General features: G+C 61.0%; 13 protein-coding genes. 7 read left to right on the top strand and 6 right to left on the bottom strand.

Annotated elements, in window-relative coordinates; genetic code table 11:
- Positions 1-37 precede the first annotated feature (37 nt).
- Complete coding sequence (gene hydA / locus GFU70_RS16465; RefSeq protein ID WP_153388431.1) at positions 38-1,477, bottom strand: dihydropyrimidinase; 1,440 nt, start codon at positions 1,475-1,477, stop codon at positions 38-40.
- A 605-nt stretch (positions 1,478-2,082) separates the two neighbouring features.
- Between hydA and GFU70_RS16460 the strand changes: the two genes are divergently transcribed.
- Both GFU70_RS16460 and GFU70_RS16455 read left to right on the top strand, forming a co-directional pair.
- On the top strand, positions 2,083-3,561 hold the full coding sequence (locus tag GFU70_RS16460) for an NCS1 family nucleobase:cation symporter-1 (RefSeq protein WP_058544475.1): 1,479 nt from the start codon (positions 2,083-2,085) through the stop codon (positions 3,559-3,561).
- A 67-nt stretch (positions 3,562-3,628) separates the two neighbouring features.
- Positions 3,629-4,912, top strand: coding sequence for a Zn-dependent hydrolase (locus GFU70_RS16455; RefSeq protein ID WP_058544476.1), 1,284 nt, complete (start codon positions 3,629-3,631; stop codon positions 4,910-4,912).
- A gap of 232 nt (positions 4,913-5,144) precedes the next feature.
- On the opposite strand, the gene GFU70_RS16450 is transcribed toward GFU70_RS16455, so the two are convergent.
- Complete coding sequence (locus GFU70_RS16450) at positions 5,145-5,603, bottom strand: REP-associated tyrosine transposase (RefSeq protein ID WP_153388430.1); 459 nt, start codon at positions 5,601-5,603, stop codon at positions 5,145-5,147.
- Between the two features lie 303 nt (positions 5,604-5,906).
- Between GFU70_RS16450 and GFU70_RS16445 the strand changes: the two genes are divergently transcribed.
- Positions 5,907-7,391 (top strand): helix-turn-helix transcriptional regulator, encoded by a 1,485-nt coding sequence (locus GFU70_RS16445; protein ID WP_153388429.1) that lies wholly within the window; start codon positions 5,907-5,909, stop codon positions 7,389-7,391.
- 239 nt (positions 7,392-7,630) lie between these two features.
- The gene (locus tag GFU70_RS16440; protein WP_058544479.1) at positions 7,631-7,882 is read left to right on the top strand and encodes a DUF1652 domain-containing protein; all 252 of its coding nucleotides are present in this window, start codon (positions 7,631-7,633) and stop codon (positions 7,880-7,882) included.
- Positions 7,883-8,125: 243 nt separating this feature from the next.
- Here the strand turns inward: GFU70_RS16440 and GFU70_RS16435 are convergent, their stop codons facing one another.
- Together GFU70_RS16435 and GFU70_RS16430 are read right to left on the bottom strand one after the other, a co-directional pair.
- A complete protein-coding gene (locus GFU70_RS16435) occupies positions 8,126-9,511 on the bottom strand; it encodes a sensor histidine kinase (protein WP_116641990.1) in 1,386 nt (461 codons plus the stop codon).
- On the bottom strand, positions 9,489-10,172 hold the full coding sequence (locus tag GFU70_RS16430; RefSeq protein ID WP_039592999.1) for a response regulator transcription factor: 684 nt from the start codon (positions 10,170-10,172) through the stop codon (positions 9,489-9,491). The genes GFU70_RS16435 and GFU70_RS16430 overlap by 23 nt, the downstream gene beginning before the upstream one ends.
- A gap of 277 nt (positions 10,173-10,449) precedes the next feature.
- Between GFU70_RS16430 and hcnA the strand changes: the two genes are divergently transcribed.
- The 3 genes from hcnA to hcnC are packed head-to-tail and all read left to right on the top strand — an operon-like array spanning position 10,450 to position 13,431.
- Entirely contained in the window at positions 10,450-10,773 is a 324-nt protein-coding gene (gene hcnA / locus GFU70_RS16425; protein WP_058544481.1) for a cyanide-forming glycine dehydrogenase subunit HcnA, read from the top strand.
- Positions 10,770-12,179, top strand: a complete 1,410-nt coding sequence (gene hcnB / locus GFU70_RS16420; RefSeq protein ID WP_058544482.1) for a cyanide-forming glycine dehydrogenase subunit HcnB — start codon at positions 10,770-10,772, stop codon at positions 12,177-12,179. Before hcnA ends, hcnB begins: the two co-directional genes overlap by 4 nt.
- Complete coding sequence (hcnC, locus tag GFU70_RS16415) at positions 12,172-13,431, top strand: cyanide-forming glycine dehydrogenase subunit HcnC (protein WP_116641991.1); 1,260 nt, start codon at positions 12,172-12,174, stop codon at positions 13,429-13,431. Before hcnB ends, hcnC begins: the two co-directional genes overlap by 8 nt.
- Before the next feature lie 73 nt (positions 13,432-13,504).
- On the opposite strand, the gene GFU70_RS16410 is transcribed toward hcnC, so the two are convergent.
- Positions 13,505-14,116, bottom strand: a complete 612-nt coding sequence (locus tag GFU70_RS16410; RefSeq protein WP_116641992.1) for a glutathione S-transferase — start codon at positions 14,114-14,116, stop codon at positions 13,505-13,507.
- 36 nt (positions 14,117-14,152) lie between these two features.
- Positions 14,153-15,076: a MurR/RpiR family transcriptional regulator gene (locus GFU70_RS16405; protein WP_003202885.1), complete on the bottom strand. Its 924-nt coding sequence runs from the start codon at positions 15,074-15,076 to the stop codon at positions 14,153-14,155.
- Positions 15,077-15,337: the final 261 nt, after the last annotated feature.

Raw genomic sequence — 15,337 nt, 5'->3', positions numbered from 1 at the left:
TGATGGGCAGTGTTTTTTGTCTGCGCACGGCGTTCGCTTATCGCTTGATGGCAACAGGCCTGTGCAACTCAGCCCGCTTGCTCAGCAAATCGAACACCGCCGGATACGCCGGCCGTTCGATGTAGCGCCCGGCGCCGCGTTCGGCCCGCAGGTCGCCGTCGGCCCAGACCAGCCGACCCTGGCTGATGGTGTGGCTGGGCACGCCGCGCACGGTCTTGCCTTCGAAGATGTTGAAGTCCACTTGCTGGTGGTGGGTCTTGGCGGAAATCGTGCGGCTGCCTTGCGGATCCCATAGCACCAGGTCGGCATCGGCGCCGACGCGGATCGCCCCCTTGCGTGGGTAGAGGTTGAAGATCTTTGCGGTGTTGGTGGAGGTGAGGGCGACGAAGTCCTGCATCGACAGTTTGCCGCTGTTGACCCCCTCGTCCCAGAGCACCGCCATGCGGTCTTCGATACCGGCGGTGCCGTTGGGGATCTTGCTGAAGTCGTCGCGGCCGGCGGCTTTCTGTTCGGCGCAGAAGCAGCAGTGGTCAGTGGCGGTGGTGTGCAGGTTGCCGGACTGCAAGCCATGCCAGAGCGCCTCTTGATGCCCGCGCGGGCGGAAGGGCGGGCTCATCACGTAACCGGCGGCGGTCTTCCAGTCCGGATCGCGATAGACGCTGTCGTCCAGCAGCAGGTGCCCGGCCAGTACTTCACCGTAGACCGGCTGGCCCTTGCTGCGGGCGTAGGTGATTTCGTCCAGGGCTTCCTTGGTGGACACGTGCACCAGGTACAGCGGCGTGCCCAGGGTTTCGGCGATGCGGATGGCGCGGCTCGCAGCTTCGCCTTCCACTTGCGAGGGCCGGGACAACGGATGGGCTTCGGGCCCGGTGATGCCCTGTGCCAGCAGCTTGCGTTGCAGGTGATAGACCAGTTCGCCGTTCTCGGCGTGCACGGTGGGCACCGCACCCAGTTCCAGGCAGCGCTCGAAGCTCGCCACCAAGGTGTCGTCGGCGGCCATGATTGCGTTCTTGTAGGCCATGAAGTGCTTGAAGCTGTTCACGCCGTGATGGGTGACCAGCTCGGCCATTTCTTCACGGACCTGCTCGCTCCACCAGGTGATTGCCACGTGAAAACCGTAGTCACTGGCGCTTTTCTCGGCCCAGCCACGCCATTGGTGAAAGGCTTCCATCAGCGATTGCTGGGGGTTGGGAATCACGAAGTCGATGATCGATGTAGTGCCCCCGGCCAGGCCCGCCGCCGTGCCGCTGAAGAAGTCTTCACTGGCGACCGTGCCCATGAACGGCAACTGCATATGCGTATGAGGGTCGATGCCGCCGGGCATCAAGTATTGGCCGCTGCCATCGAGCACTTCGACGCCAGCCGGAACATCCAGGTTTTCACCAATGGCCTTGATCACGCCGTCGGCACACAACACATCGGCGCGATAACTTTCATCATGGGTAATAACGGTGGCACCACGGATCAACAGAGACATTCCGAGTTCCTCGCAGGCATGACCGACTGTTGCCGGTTCTTTATGTTTTTGGTTGTTAAGTGACAACGTCGTGCAGATTTGTATTCTTGTCACGACTGTCAGGATTAGACGCTAGCTGGAGTTATTGAAATGAGCAAGATTATTTTTTATAAGCTTATGCGTTAATTAACTTATTGAAATTAAACGATTAAATCTGAAAATCACCAAAATGGTGAGCCTGCTCACCATTTTGACGCACTTGACAGGATCATTATTTGAGCGAGATTTGTCATGGTAAATCAGCGGCTTGAAAGCGCTTGAAGTGCGGTCCAGACACCTCGCCTTGATTCGGGGTGCACCACTTTGAATCTCGAACTCGACAGGACGTGCAGGTCATCTAGCCTCAAGTCGATGAGGACAAAGTGAAGCAGGGCGGTTAATTGGCTTTAAATCTTTAAATATCAAATGTTTGAGAAGGTTATATCGATCGTCTGGTCAGCTCGGCGCGTTATTCGGCACGGTTATTGAGTGCCGTCGTAGTCTGGCGAGGTGGTCGGTAGCACGCGTGCAAGTACTCCGGCCATCGCCAGTCGATGAGCAAAAATAATGAAAACAGTGGAGCGGACATGACCAGATCAACAGTGACTGAGCGCGACGGGTTGTTCGAGCTTGAAGCCGGCAGCGACGTCCTCGACAGCCCCCGTTATAACCACGACATTGCGCCGACCCAGGTGCACGAGCGAACCTGGAACAAATGGCACATCACCGCATTGTGGGTGGGCATGGCGATCTGCGTGCCGACCTACACCTTGGGCGGTGTGCTCACTGCCTATTTCGGCTTGACGGTGGGCGAGGCGCTGCTGGCGATTCTGTTTGCCAACATCATCGTGCTGATCCCCCTGACCCTCAATGCCTTTGCCGGGACCAAGTACGGCATTCCGTTTCCGGTGCTGTTGCGCTCATCCTTCGGCGTGATTGGCTCCAACGTGCCGTGCCTGATTCGCGCCCTGGTGGCTTGTGGCTGGTTCGGCATCCAGACGATGTTCGGCGGACTGGCGATCCACCTGCTTCTCGGCTCGGTGTTCGAAGGCTGGAAGAGCCTGGGTGGCACCGGCGAAGTGATCGGCTTCATGCTGTTCTGGGTCATCAACCTGTGGGTGGTGTTGCGCGGCGCCGAGTCGATCAAGTGGCTGGAAACCTTGTCTGCGCCACTGTTGGTGCTGGTGGGCGCGGGGCTGTTGCTATGGGCATTGCCCAACGTTTCGATGACTGAACTGATGGCGGTCCCGGCCAAGCGTCCCGAAGGGGCTGGCGTGACCAGCTATTTCCTGGCCGGGCTGACGGCCATGGTCGGTTTCTGGGCCACCCTGTCGTTGAACATTCCTGACTTCAGCCGTTATGCCAAGAGCCAGAAAGACCAGATCGTGGGGCAGGTCATCGGCCTGCCATTGACCATGTTCCTGTTCGCCTCCCTCGGTGTGGTCATGACCGCGGCCTCGGAAAAACTGGTGGGGGTGACCGTCTCCGACCCGGTGAGCTTGATCGGGCACATCCAGAGCCCTGTGTGGGTGGCCCTGGCGATGGTCCTGATCATTGTCGCCACGCTCTCGACCAACACCGCCGCCAACATCGTCTCGCCCACCAACGACTTCCAGAACCTGGCGCCGAAACTGATCGGCCGCACCAAGGCGGTGATGCTCACCGGGCTGGTGGGGTTGGCGCTGATGGCCCACGAACTGTTGAAGAAACTTGGCCTGATCGTCTCCGAGGTCAGCCTTGAGTCGGTCTACTCCAACTGGCTGCTGGGTTATTCGAGCCTGCTGGGGCCGATTGCCGGGATCATGGTGGTGGATTATTTCCTGATCAAGAAACAGCAACTGGACCTGGCCGGGCTGTACCGCGACGACGTCTACCCGGCGTGGAACTGGAACGGCTTCATCGCCTTTGGCGTGCCGGTGGTGCTGACGCTGCTGTCCCTGGGCAGCGATGCGTTCAGTTGGTTCTACAGCTACGGCTGGTTCACCGGCTCGGCGCTGGGCGGGGTGATTTATTACGGGTTGTGCAGTCTGCGAGCGAGCCCGTCCGTTGCCAAAACAGCGGTGTGAAGGAGGGCCTCATCGCGATAGCGGCCTCAAGCACACCAAAAACATGCCTGAAAAAATGGAGATCCCCATGAACGCAGCCATCGACGTTCTGCAATCCACCCATCAGCACATCAACCGCGATCGCCTGTGGCAATCGCTCATGGACCTGGCCCAGCTCGGTGCCACGGTCAAGGGTGGGGTGTGCCGGCTGGCCCTGACCGACCTTGACCGCCAGGCCCGCGACCTGTTCGTGCAATGGACCCAGGCGGCGGGCTGCACTGTCAGCATCGATGCGGTGGGCAATATCTTCGCCCGTCGCCCGGGGCGCAATCCGAACCTGCCGCCGGTGATGACCGGCAGCCACATCGACACCCAGCCCACCGGCGGCAAGTTCGACGGCTGCTTTGGCGTGCTCTCCGGGCTGGAGGTGCTGCGCACCCTCAATGACCTGAACATCGAAACCGAGGCACCGTTGGAAGTGGTGGTCTGGACCAACGAAGAGGGCTCGCGTTTCGCCCCGTGCATGATGGGCTCCGGCGTGTTCGCCGAAAAATTCACCCTCGAAGAAACCCTCGCCAAGGTCGACGCCGAAGGCATCAGCGTGGGCCAGGCGCTCGATGCCATTGGCTATGCGGGTTCGCGTCCGGTCAGTGGGCATCCGGTGGGGGCGTATTTCGAGGCACACATCGAACAGGGGCCGATCCTCGAAGACGAAGGCAAGACCATCGGCGTGGTGATGGGCGCGCTGGGGCAGAAGTGGTTCGACCTGACGTTGCGCGGCGTCGAAGCCCACGCCGGCCCGACCCCGATGCACCTGCGCAAGGATGCCCTGGTGGGCGCGTCGATCATCGTCGGTGCTGTCAACCGCGCCGCCCTGGGTCATCAACCCCATGCCTGCGGCACGGTGGGTTGCCTGCAAGCCTATCCGGGGTCGCGCAATGTCATCCCCGGCGAAGTGCGCATGACCCTGGACTTTCGTCACCTGGAGCCGGCGCGTCTGGATTCGATGATTGCCGAGGTCAAGCAGGTCATCGAAGACACCTGTCGGCAGCACGGCCTGACCTTCGAGTTGAAACCCACGGCCGACTTCCCGCCGCTGTATTTCGACAAGGGCTGCGTCGACGCCGTACGCAGCGCGGCCCAGGGGCTGGGCCTGTCCCATCTGGACATCGTCAGCGGCGCGGGCCATGACGCGATCTTCCTCGCCGAACTGGGCCCGGCCGGCATGATCTTCGTGCCCTGCGAAGGCGGCATCAGCCACAACGAAATCGAAAACGCCGCCCCGGACGACCTCGCCGCTGGCTGCGCGGTGCTGCTGCGAGCGATGCTGGCCGCCTCACAAGCGATTGCCGAGGGGCGCATGGCGGCTTGAAGGCTAAAAGATCGTAGCTCCCACGGGGGAACGCCTATGTAGGAGCTGGCGAAGCCTGCGATCTTTTGATCTTGATCTTGATCTTGATCTTGATCTTTTGCTTTGGACTCAATTGGTCTTGGAAAGATCGCAGCCTCGTTGCACTCGACAGCTCCTACGCAGCTCCTACATAGCTCCTACAGGGAACGCGTCGATATGTAGGAGCTGGCGAAGCCTGCGATCTTTTTGCTCATCAAATCCAAATGGCATCCCACAGGGGATAGTCACCCACGCGCATCACCAATCCGGCACGCAACGGATTGCTGATGATGTACCGTGCAGCGTCCTTCAGATCCTCATCCTTGCGTAGCGCACGATCATAGTAGCCTCGCTGCCATAATCGGCCTTGCTGGCAACGGGCAAGATTGACCGCTCGGCTGCTGCGGGATTTGATGCGGCTCATCAGCTCGGCCAGACTGCCGCTATGCAATTGTGCCAGCCAATGCACATGATCCGGCATCACTACCCAGGCGAGGGAGGTCACCATTGAGACTTCTTCGGCACAGCGCAACTGATCGACGAGCAGCCGGCCCAGTCGCCAATCGCTAAAAACAGGTTGGCGCTGGTACACCACGGCAGTCAGCAGATAGATTCGGTCGGGTTCATTTACTCGACCTTTACGCAAACGACATCCATGTGCTGCGGCGGGCATTGCGTGATCTCCAAAGGAAAATATGTAGATCATCGAAAATTAGTCGTTGCGACGAAGGACGATTGAAAAAGCAATTGCGCAATATTTCAGCGCATGCCGATTTCCGTAGGAGCTGGCGAAGCCTGCGATCTTTTGATCTTGATCTTTTGCTTGGGATTCAAGTGTTAGGGGAAAGATCGCAGCCTCGTTGCACTCGACAGCTCCTACACAGCTCCTGCGCAGCTTCTATGCAACTCCTACGGGAACGTGTCGTCACTGCGGGTGGTCGTAATCTCCATGCACTTGCGACCACATGGAGACCCAATGAATCAGCAAGTCCCGACCACCGATACCAACCGTCGTCAATTGCTGCAGATCATTGCCGGGCTGTCCGACGGGGTGATGTTGATCGAGGTCGACCAGACCATTGCCTGGGCCAACGCAGCGGCCTTGGCGATGCACGGGGTCGACGACCTCCGTGAGCTGGGCACCACGGCCCGGCAATACGCCCGGCGTTTCAATTTGCGTTATCGCAACAATCACCCGTTGAGCGAAGACAACTATCCCATCGCCCGGGTTGCCCGTGGCGATGAGTTCAGTGATGTGCTGGTGGAAGTCACGCCCCAGGCCGACCCGGATCGCACCTGGGTGCATCGGATCCGCAGCATGGTGCTGGCCGACCGCAACAGCGAGCCGGAGCTTCTCGTGCTGATCTTAAGCGATGCCACCGAATGGGCCAGCGCCGAGCAGCGCTTCGAGAAAACCTTCGGCGCCAACCCGGCCCCGGCGGTGATCTGTCGCCTCAGCGACCTGCGTTACATCAAGGTCAATCCGGGGTTCCTGGAGATGACCGGCTACAGCCGCGAGCAGGTGATCGGGCGTTCGGTGTATGAGCTTGATGTGCTTGAGGCCGCCGAAAAACGCGATTTGGCCATCGAGCGCCTGGGGCAGGGCGCGACCATTCCGCAAATGCAGGCCGAGTTGAAATTGCCCGACGGCACCGGCAAACAGGTGATCGTCGCCGGCCAGCCGCTGGACCTGCACGACGAAGACTGCATGCTGTTTTCCTTCATGGACATGGAGCCGCGACGCAAGGCAGAAACGGCGCTGCGCCAGAGCGAGGAGCGCTTTGCCAAGTCGTTCCGCCTCTCGCCCGTACCGACCCTGGTGTGCAGCGCCGAACAACAGTTGTTGGAAGTCAACGAGGCGTTTCTCCAGACCTCCGGTTACGCCAGCGAAGAGCTGTTGGGCAAGACCGTGGAGGAAGTCGGCTTTCTCGACAAGGATGCCAGCGCCGCGCTGTTTGCCCGGCTGGAAAAGGCTGCCGCTGTTTCAAGCATCGACGTCAAGGTGCACAAGAAGGGCGGCGAACTCATCGACTGTGAGGTGGCCGCCGATACCGTGCTCATCCAGGACAAGCCTTGCTACCTGCTGGTGCTGATGAACATCACCGAGCGCAAACGTTCGGAGCTGGAGTTGGTGGCGGCTATTGAGGAAGTGATGAAAGACGCTTCCTGGTTCAGTCGGACCCTGATTGAAAAACTGGCCAACGTGAAGAGCATCAACGCTCAGGTGCCGAGTGTGTCATTCACCGAGCTGACGGCCCGGGAGCGGGACGTGCTGGGGCTGATTTGCGAAGGCCTGGCAGACAAGGAAATCGCCGCGCGCCTGAAGCTGGCGCCCAACACCGTGCGCAATCACGTGGCTACGCTGTATTCGAAACTCGATGTCCATAGCCGCAGCGAGGCGATTGTCTGGGCGCGGGAGCGGGGATTGTTCGCTAATGAATGGCGCAGGAAGGCACCATGATAGCCAGTGCAAATGCACCGGGCGTGCTGGTGCAAATTCGGGTTTTGCAGGGAGAGGCGGTTCCTTAGGCTGTCAGTGTGCGACATCGTCCGTGATGTCGCGTCCCCACGAAACAGTCAAGGAATACGCCACAATGTGCAGAGAACGAACTCAGTATGAGAGCGACAGGATGTCTATACGAACCAGGAGGCCGGCACTGTCCACCGTTCATTTGCGCCCCCGCGGCTGAGGTGCATCGCATGACCCATCTGGCCCCCTTGCGCGCCCGCCTCGAAGAAAGCTTTACGCCGCTGGCTTGCGAATGCAGCCTCAATGGTGACGGGACCCTCACCGTGCGCTTGTATCATCGTGAAAGCGGTGAAGTAGACCTGGTGGTGAGTGGCATGAGTGTCGACAGCGTCCGGTCGGAAGAGAGCATCGCAAAGTTGATCGACGAGCTGCGCTATGAGCTGGAAAACATCCCGCTGCATCGCAGTGACCATCTTCTGTAGGAGCTGGCGAAGCCTGCGATCTTTTGATCTTGATCTTGATCTTGATCTTGATCTTGATCTTTCGCTTGAGATTCAAGTGTCTGGGGAAAGATCGCAGCCTCGTTGCACTCGACAGCTCCTACACAGCTCCTACACAGCTCCTACACAGCTTCTGCGCAGTTCCTACACAGCTTCTGCGCAGCTTCTGCGCAGTTCCTGGCGGGAGCGAGCACTCTCGCCACAGGTGCTGTTCCAGTCCCATGGCTACAACAACGTCCCCCGGCAATCGAGCACCAACCGTGCGCCGCCGTATTCGCTGCTGCCCACCTCTAGTGTGAACCCATGCAGATTGACGATCGCCGCGACGATCGACAGGCCCAGGCCGAATCCGCCGTGCTGGCTGCTGCCCTCGGCACGGTAGAAGCGGCGGAACACGGCCTTGCGCTCCGCATCGGGAATGCCCGGGCCTGAGTCGAGCACTTCGATGCGCGTGCTGTCGCCCTGATCGACCCCGCGCAGTATCACCGTGCCTCCCGGCGGGGTGAACTTGATGGAGTTGCTCAGCAGGTTCGACACGGCTTCGAACAGCAATGCCCGGTCGCCGTTGAGCAGGGGCAGGGCATCAGGCGCCTCCAGGATGAAGGTCAGTTCGCCTTCCTCGGCCAGCGGCAGGTAAAAGTCATGCAACTCCTGCAATAACTGCAACGGGTCGAGGCGCACGAAGCCCGAGCGCCGTTGCTGGTCTTCCAGCTCGGAAATCCGCAACAAGCCACGAAACCGTGCCATCAGGGTGTCGGTTTCGCCGATCACCTGGTCCATTTGCAAGGCCTCGGGCGAGCCGTCCGGCGCTTGCTGCTGGATGCGATAAAGTTGGGCGCGCAGACGCGTCAAAGGGGTGCGCAGGTCATGGGCGATGTTATCGCACACGCCCTTGACCTCATTCATCAAGCGTTCGATGCGCTCGAGCATGGCATTGACGATCGCCGCCAGCATGTCCAATTCATCACGCCGGCTCGACAGCGGCAGGCGGTGGGTCAGGTCGCCGGCGACGATGGCTTCGGCGCTGGCCTGCAGTTTGCGAATCCGCTGCAACGGTCGGCGACGCAGCAGATGCCAGCCGGCGATCCCCGGCAGGATCGTCAGCGATACCCCCCAGAACAGCGCGTGCAAGATGATGCGGGTCACGGCGAACAGCGAACCATTGTCCCGCGCCAGTACCAGCCAGCGGCCGTCTTGGGTCCGGGTCGCCACCGCGTCACAACTGTCGGAAGGCACGCTCGGGTCGTCGGAATCGACGCAACCGCCGAGCATGTGGATCTTGCCGTCCAGCGGCAGGTCCGCCGGGATCCGCACGATCGGCCCGCTCAAATGCCGCAGTAGTGGATCGAACAAGCCGTAGGCGTCAACGCCGCGCTCGTCCAGCGTCAGGCTGGCCATGAGCGCATCTTCCAGTTGATCGCCATGGATCCGGGCGAACAGGTGCTGGCGTTGCATCAGGGAGTGCTTGGCCAGGCTGTCGAGGTAGCCGAACACTTCGTAATACATGACCCCCATCAGGATCGCGCTCCAGATCACGAACAGCGAACTGTACAGCGCCAGCAGGCGGCTGCTGGAGGAGCGCCAGCCTTTAGCGGGGTTCAGCAATGACATAGCCGGAACCCCGTACCGTGCGAATCAGCGGTTCCAGGCCCGGCGGATCGATTTTCTTGCGCAGGCGGCCGATGTGGACGTCGATCAGGTTGGTGCCGGGGTCGAAGTGATAGCCCCAGACTTCCTCGAAAATCATCATGCGCGAGAGGATCTGTCCGCTGTTGCGCATCAGGAACTCCAGCAACTTGTATTCGGTGGGCAGCAGGCTGAGCAGTTGCCCGTTGCGGCTGGCTTCGCGGCTGATCAGGTTCAACTCAAGGTCAGCCACCCGCAACACGGTTTCCGGTTCGCGGGCGCCATTGTTGCGCCGCAGCAGCACTTCGACCCGGGCGGCCATTTCGTCGGTGGCGAACGGCTTGGTCAGGTAATCGTCGCCGCCGGCCCGCAGGCCGCGGACCCGCTCGTCCACGTCGGAGAGGGCGCTGATCATCAGGATCGGCGTGGCCACGCCCATGGTGCGCAGCGTGGTGACGATTACCAGGCCGTCGAGCTCGGGCAGCATGCGGTCGAGGGTGATCAGGTCGTAGTCGCCGCTCACCGCCCGTTCCAGGCCTTCGCGGCCGTTGTCGACCCAATCGACATCCAGGCCGTTGCGGGTCAGCTCGGCAACGATTTCACGGGCGGTCACGGCGTCGTCTTCGATGGTCAGGATGCGGTTCATGGGCGGTACCGTGTTGGGAAGTTGGTGCTATTGCGCAGCATTCTGCCAAAGAATACCTGTCGGCTTTCTGAAAAAAAGTTCATGAGCCGGCGAGCCATTTCGCTGGCCTGGATCAACACTTGGTCACAAATAATCCCTAACATAAATTTCGTGCGCACTATCATGTTGCGTCTGTTGCCCTGTTTTGGCGCTACCGCTGCAGGGTACCGATGCGAACCGGTGATGGTGTGCCGCAAGGAGCCGAGCCCCCACAGAATCTTCAAGGAAGAGCAGTATCATGCAACCTTCAGACCTTCTACGCCGAAAATTCGATATCCAGCCGCTGCCACAGGCCGACATGACGGTACGCCTGGACGGGCAGGCTGTCGGCGCTGCCCACGGTGAAACCGTCCTCACCGTCATCCAGTCCCTGGGACAACGCCAGGTGGCCCGCAACGACCACGACCAGATCAGCGGTGCCTATTGCGGCATGGGCGTGTGCCAATGCTGCCTGGTCAAGATCGACGGTCGCCACAAGCGCCGCGCCTGCCAGACCCTGGTGCGCCCTGGCATGCAGATCGAAACCCGGGTCAACCGCATCACCGAAACGGAGGCGCCATGAACCTCGATCCGGTGATTGTCGGCGGTGGGCCGGCGGGCATGGCCGCGGCCATTGAACTGGCCTCCCACGGCGTGCGCTGCACCTTGCTCGAAGAAGCGCCGCGCCTGGGTGGCGTGGTGTATCGCGGGCCGCTGCGTGATGGTGTGCGCCTGGATTACCTGGGCCCGCGCTACAGCGAAGCCCTGGAGAAACTCCACGGAGAATACCAGCGCCACGCCGGCCTGATCGACGTGCGATTGAGCAGCCGTGTCATCGGTGCCGAAGGCTTCCGGGCGCTGATGCTGCTCGATGCCGACGAGCGCCTGGGCGAGGTCGCCTATTCCCATCTGGTCCTGGCGGCCGGTTGTCATGAACGCAGCGTGCCGTTTCCTGGCTGGACCCTGGCGGGCGTGATGATGCTCGGCGGCCTGCAATTGCAGATCAAGAGCGGTGTGGTCAAGCCGCCGAGCCCAGTGGTGATCGCGGGCACCGGTCCGTTGTTGCCACTGGTGGCCTGCCAACTGCACGCATCGGGCGTGGCGGTGGCGGGTGTGTATGAGGCTTGTGCGTTCGGCCGGATCGCCAAGGAAAGCCTGGCGTTGCTGAACAAGCCGCAACTGTTTCTCGACGGCTTGAGCATGTTGGCTTACCTCAAGCTCAATCGCATTCCCGTGCGCTATGGCTGGGGCGTGGTGCAGGCTGACGGGGAAGGTGAATTGAGCCATGTGACCGTCGCGCCGTATTCCAGTACCTGGGAGCCCGACCTCAAACGCGCTGAACAGATTCCAGCCCAGACGCTGGCAGTCGGCTACGGGTTTATCCCGCGGACTCAATTGAGCCAACAGATGGGCCTGGAACATGGCTTCAGCGACGACGGCTATTTGCGGGCCGTGTCCGATGCCTGGCAACAAAGCAGCGAAGCGCACATTCACCTGGCTGGCGACATGGGCGGGATTCGCGGCGGTGAAGCCGCCATGCTGAGCGGGCGCATCGCGGCGCTGTCGATCCTGATGCAACGCAACGTGCTGGACCCGTCTACCGCCCTGGCGCATCGGGAGCGCTACCAGGCACAACTGGAGCGGATCATTCGCTTTCGCGCCGCCGTGGATCGCTACACCCAGCGTGGCGCCGGGCAAACCGCGTTGCCGGCCGCCGATACGGTGATCTGCCGCTGCGAGCACGCCACCCGTGCCGACATCGACCGGGCGCTGGAGCAAGGCGTGCAGGACATGGCCAGCCTGAAGATGCGCACCCGCGTGAGCATGGGCGATTGCCAGGGGCGGATGTGCGTCGGCTATTGCAGTGACCGCTTGCGTGAAGCCACCGGGCGTGCCGACGTGGGCTGGCTGCGGCCGCGTTTCCCCATCGATCCGATTCCCTTTTCAGCGTTCCAGAATGTCGGTATGGAGGCCGTTTCCCATGATTAAGGACTATGACGTGGTCATCGCTGGCGGCGGTGTGATCGGGGCCTCGTGTGCCTATCAACTGTCCAAGCGCAAACACCTGAAGATCGCCCTGATCGACGCCAAGCGCCCCGGCAATGCGACCCGTGCCTCGGCAGGTGGCCTGTGGGCCATTGGCGAGTCGGTGGGCTTGGGTTGCGGAGTGATCTTCTTTCGCATGATGTCGGCCAACCGCAAGCGCCAGGCCCAGGGCGCCGCCGTGGCGGTGGATGCCAGTACGCCGCACATCCTGCCCCAGTCGTTCTTTGATTTCGCCTTGCAGTCCAACGCGATGTATCCGCAGTTGCACCGCGAATTGATCGACAACCATGGCATGGACTTCAAGTTCGAGGAGACCGGGCTCAAGTTCGTGATCTACGACGACGAAGACCGCTTGTACGCCGAGCACATCGTCGCCTGCATTCCCCACCTGGCAGACCAGGTGCGCTGGCTTGACCAGGCTGCCCTGCGTGAGGCGGAGCCGAATGTCAGCCATGAGGCCCTGGGGGCGCTGGAGTTTCTCTGCGATCACCAGGTCAGCCCGTTCCGCCTGGCCGACGCCTACACCGAAGGCGCCCGGCAGAACGGTGTCGACTTGTTCTTCAACACCAGCGTGACCGAGGTGCTGCGCAGCGGCACGCGGGTCACAGGCGTGGAAACCGCCGAGGCGGGGACGTTCAACTGCCGGACCCTGATCAACGCGGCCGGTGCCTGGGCGGCGGACTTGAGTGAGCAGGCCACTGGCGTGCGGATTCCGGTCAAGCCGGTCAAGGGGCAGATCCTGCTGACCGAGCGCATGCCCAAGATCCTCAACGGTTGCCTGACCACCAGCGACTGCTATGTGGCGCAGAAAGACAATGGTGAAATCCTCATCGGCAGCACCACCGAAGACAAAGGCTTCGACGTGACCACGACCTATCCGGAGATCGAAGGGTTGGTGCAAGGCGCGGTGCGGTGCATCCCACAACTGGCCGACATCAACCTCAAGCGGACCTGGGCCGGCCTGCGCCCGGGGTCACCTGATGAATTGCCGATCCTGGGGCCGATGCGCGGGGTGCAAGGCTATCTCAACGCCTGCGGGCATTTCCGCACCGGCATCCTGACCTCGGCCATCACCGGGGTACTGTTGGACAAGCTGGTGAACAACGAACCGTTGCCGCTGGACATTACCCCGTTCCTGGAAGATCGCTTCGAGGTGGCGACGACGGCAGAGCCCAAGGAAATGGAACTGGCCTGAGCTAATCCTGTGGGAGCAAGCTTTGCTTCCACAGGTACTCTGGTTACCTCCAGGATTTTTTGTTCACAGCCGATTATTCCATCGGCGTACTGACAAACGCCTCCAACCCTTCGGCATAAGCCGTAAACGCGCTGATCAACGGGAAAGCCTTGCCCTGCAGCTGGTCCGGCACCACCAGGTTGGTGAAGCTCCAGGCCACTGCCACGCTGATGCCGGCCTGATCGAGTGTGCCATCGGTGCCCAACGGCTGTTTCTCCAGCTCCTGTTCCAGCATTCCATAGGCCGCCGCCAATTGGCCTTCCACGCGTTCAACCCAGGGGGCGTGCTGGATCTCTGTCGGCCGCAGGTTGCGTTCGTAGTAGATCTGTACCGACTTCTCGCACGCCGCCAGGGCCAAGCCAATCAGGCGCAGTGAGCGCAGCCGTTGCCCAAGGTCGACCGGCATCAAGCTTTTGCCCGGCGCGGCCAAGGCCTCGAGGTAGTCGATGATCAATGTGGAGTCCATCAGCACGTTGCCGTCGTCCAGCACCAGGGTCGGGGCCTTGACCACCGGGTTGATGCGCTGGAACTGTTCGAAATGCCTGAACACCGAAACGGACTCGTGCTCCAGGGCAACGCCCAGGCACTTGGCGCAAATGGCGACGCGTCGCACGTAGGGCGAGTCCAGCATGCCGATCAGTTTCATGACTTCTCCTTTAGAATTTAGAAAGTCTTGCGGGTGTTAATCCTCGAACCCGACCTGTTCATGGATTTCATCGACCTTGAGTTCCAGTCGGTAAGCCACGGCGATGAACAACGCCTGGCACAGGCACAGCGTGGCACTCAACGAACGGAAGGCGAACGAGCTGCCTTCGTTGACCAGCAACACCGCGTTGGCCCGTTTGGCCAGGGGCGACAGGTTGCTGTCGGTGATGATCAGGGTCTTGGCCTGGTGGTGCTGGGCAATGCGCAGGCAGTGCTGGGTTTCCTTGCCGTAGGGCGTGAAGCTGATGGCGATGACCAGGTCGTTGGCGCGCACGCTGCGCATCTGCTCGCGGTAACTGCCGCCCAGGCCGGACACCAGGTGAATGCGTTTATTGGTGTGTTGCAGGTTGTAGACCAGGTAATCGGCGACCGCGAACGAGCGACGCACACCCACCACATAGATATTGTCGGCGTTGACCACCAGGTCCACGGCCTTTTCGAACGCCTGGTCGTCCAGTTCCAACCCCAGGCGCTCGATGCCCGACAGGGTCGCATTGACGCACTCGCGAGCCAGGTCGCCGCCGCTGGCCTTCTGCGACTTGTTGGCGATCATGCTGCGGATGCGCTGCTGGTAGTTCTGCACCGGGGTGGTCTTGTGGGTGTAGGCCTCGCGGAACAACGCCTGCATTTCGCTGAACCCACTGAAGCCAAAGCGCTGGGAGAACCTGACGATGGCCGAGGGGTGCACTTCGCATTCCCGGGCAATGTCGCTGATGCGGTCGACCATGATCCGGTCGCTCTGCTGGCTCATGTAGCTGGCGATGCGTTTGAGCTGGCGCGGCAGGCTTTCGTACTCATCGGTGATCAGTTGCAACAGGCGCTCGGCATTGATCGGTGGGCTCGGGAGGGCGGGTTCGGACGCGCTCTCGGACGGCGCCGGCAGATCATCGGGGCGGGTCATAGAAAATCCTTCTGGCTTGTTCTTTTAGGGCGGCCCGGAAAAAGGCCGGCCCTCGACAATAGGTTGGCTGGTCGCAGTCTACAGCGTAGGCGCAGGGAAAATCATGGGCGGACAAATGTTGCCGCCTCTGCTGAAACGATGCACTGCGTCTGGCTCGCTTGGGTCATGGTCTATTGGAAAAAATATTCCACATAAAAAATTTATAGAATAATTATTGATTGTTGCGCGCTGCTCGTTTTAGTCTGCATCCACCAACAGCGT

Source organism: Pseudomonas brassicacearum (assembly GCF_009601685.2).
GTDB lineage: Bacteria > Pseudomonadota > Gammaproteobacteria > Pseudomonadales > Pseudomonadaceae > Aquipseudomonas > Aquipseudomonas kilonensis_B.
Note: the sequence above shows the minus strand (reverse complement) of the source record. Positions and strands in the feature narration are given on the sequence as shown.

Coding starts and splice junctions, on each gene's coding strand:
- hydA (WP_153388431.1), bottom strand. CDS start 1,477: ATGTCTCTGTTGATCCGTGGTGCCACCGTTATTACCCATGATGAAAGT.
- GFU70_RS16460 (WP_058544475.1), top strand. CDS start 2,083: ATGACCAGATCAACAGTGACTGAGCGCGACGGGTTGTTCGAGCTTGAA.
- GFU70_RS16455 (WP_058544476.1), top strand. CDS start 3,629: ATGAACGCAGCCATCGACGTTCTGCAATCCACCCATCAGCACATCAAC.
- GFU70_RS16450 (WP_153388430.1), bottom strand. CDS start 5,603: ATGCCCGCCGCAGCACATGGATGTCGTTTGCGTAAAGGTCGAGTAAAT.
- GFU70_RS16445 (WP_153388429.1), top strand. CDS start 5,907: ATGAATCAGCAAGTCCCGACCACCGATACCAACCGTCGTCAATTGCTG.
- GFU70_RS16440 (WP_058544479.1), top strand. CDS start 7,631: ATGACCCATCTGGCCCCCTTGCGCGCCCGCCTCGAAGAAAGCTTTACG.
- GFU70_RS16435 (WP_116641990.1), bottom strand. CDS start 9,511: ATGTCATTGCTGAACCCCGCTAAAGGCTGGCGCTCCTCCAGCAGCCGC.
- GFU70_RS16430 (WP_039592999.1), bottom strand. CDS start 10,172: ATGAACCGCATCCTGACCATCGAAGACGACGCCGTGACCGCCCGTGAA.
- hcnA (WP_058544481.1), top strand. CDS start 10,450: ATGCAACCTTCAGACCTTCTACGCCGAAAATTCGATATCCAGCCGCTG.
- hcnB (WP_058544482.1), top strand. CDS start 10,770: ATGAACCTCGATCCGGTGATTGTCGGCGGTGGGCCGGCGGGCATGGCC.
- hcnC (WP_116641991.1), top strand. CDS start 12,172: ATGATTAAGGACTATGACGTGGTCATCGCTGGCGGCGGTGTGATCGGG.
- GFU70_RS16410 (WP_116641992.1), bottom strand. CDS start 14,116: ATGAAACTGATCGGCATGCTGGACTCGCCCTACGTGCGACGCGTCGCC.
- GFU70_RS16405 (WP_003202885.1), bottom strand. CDS start 15,076: ATGACCCGCCCCGATGATCTGCCGGCGCCGTCCGAGAGCGCGTCCGAA.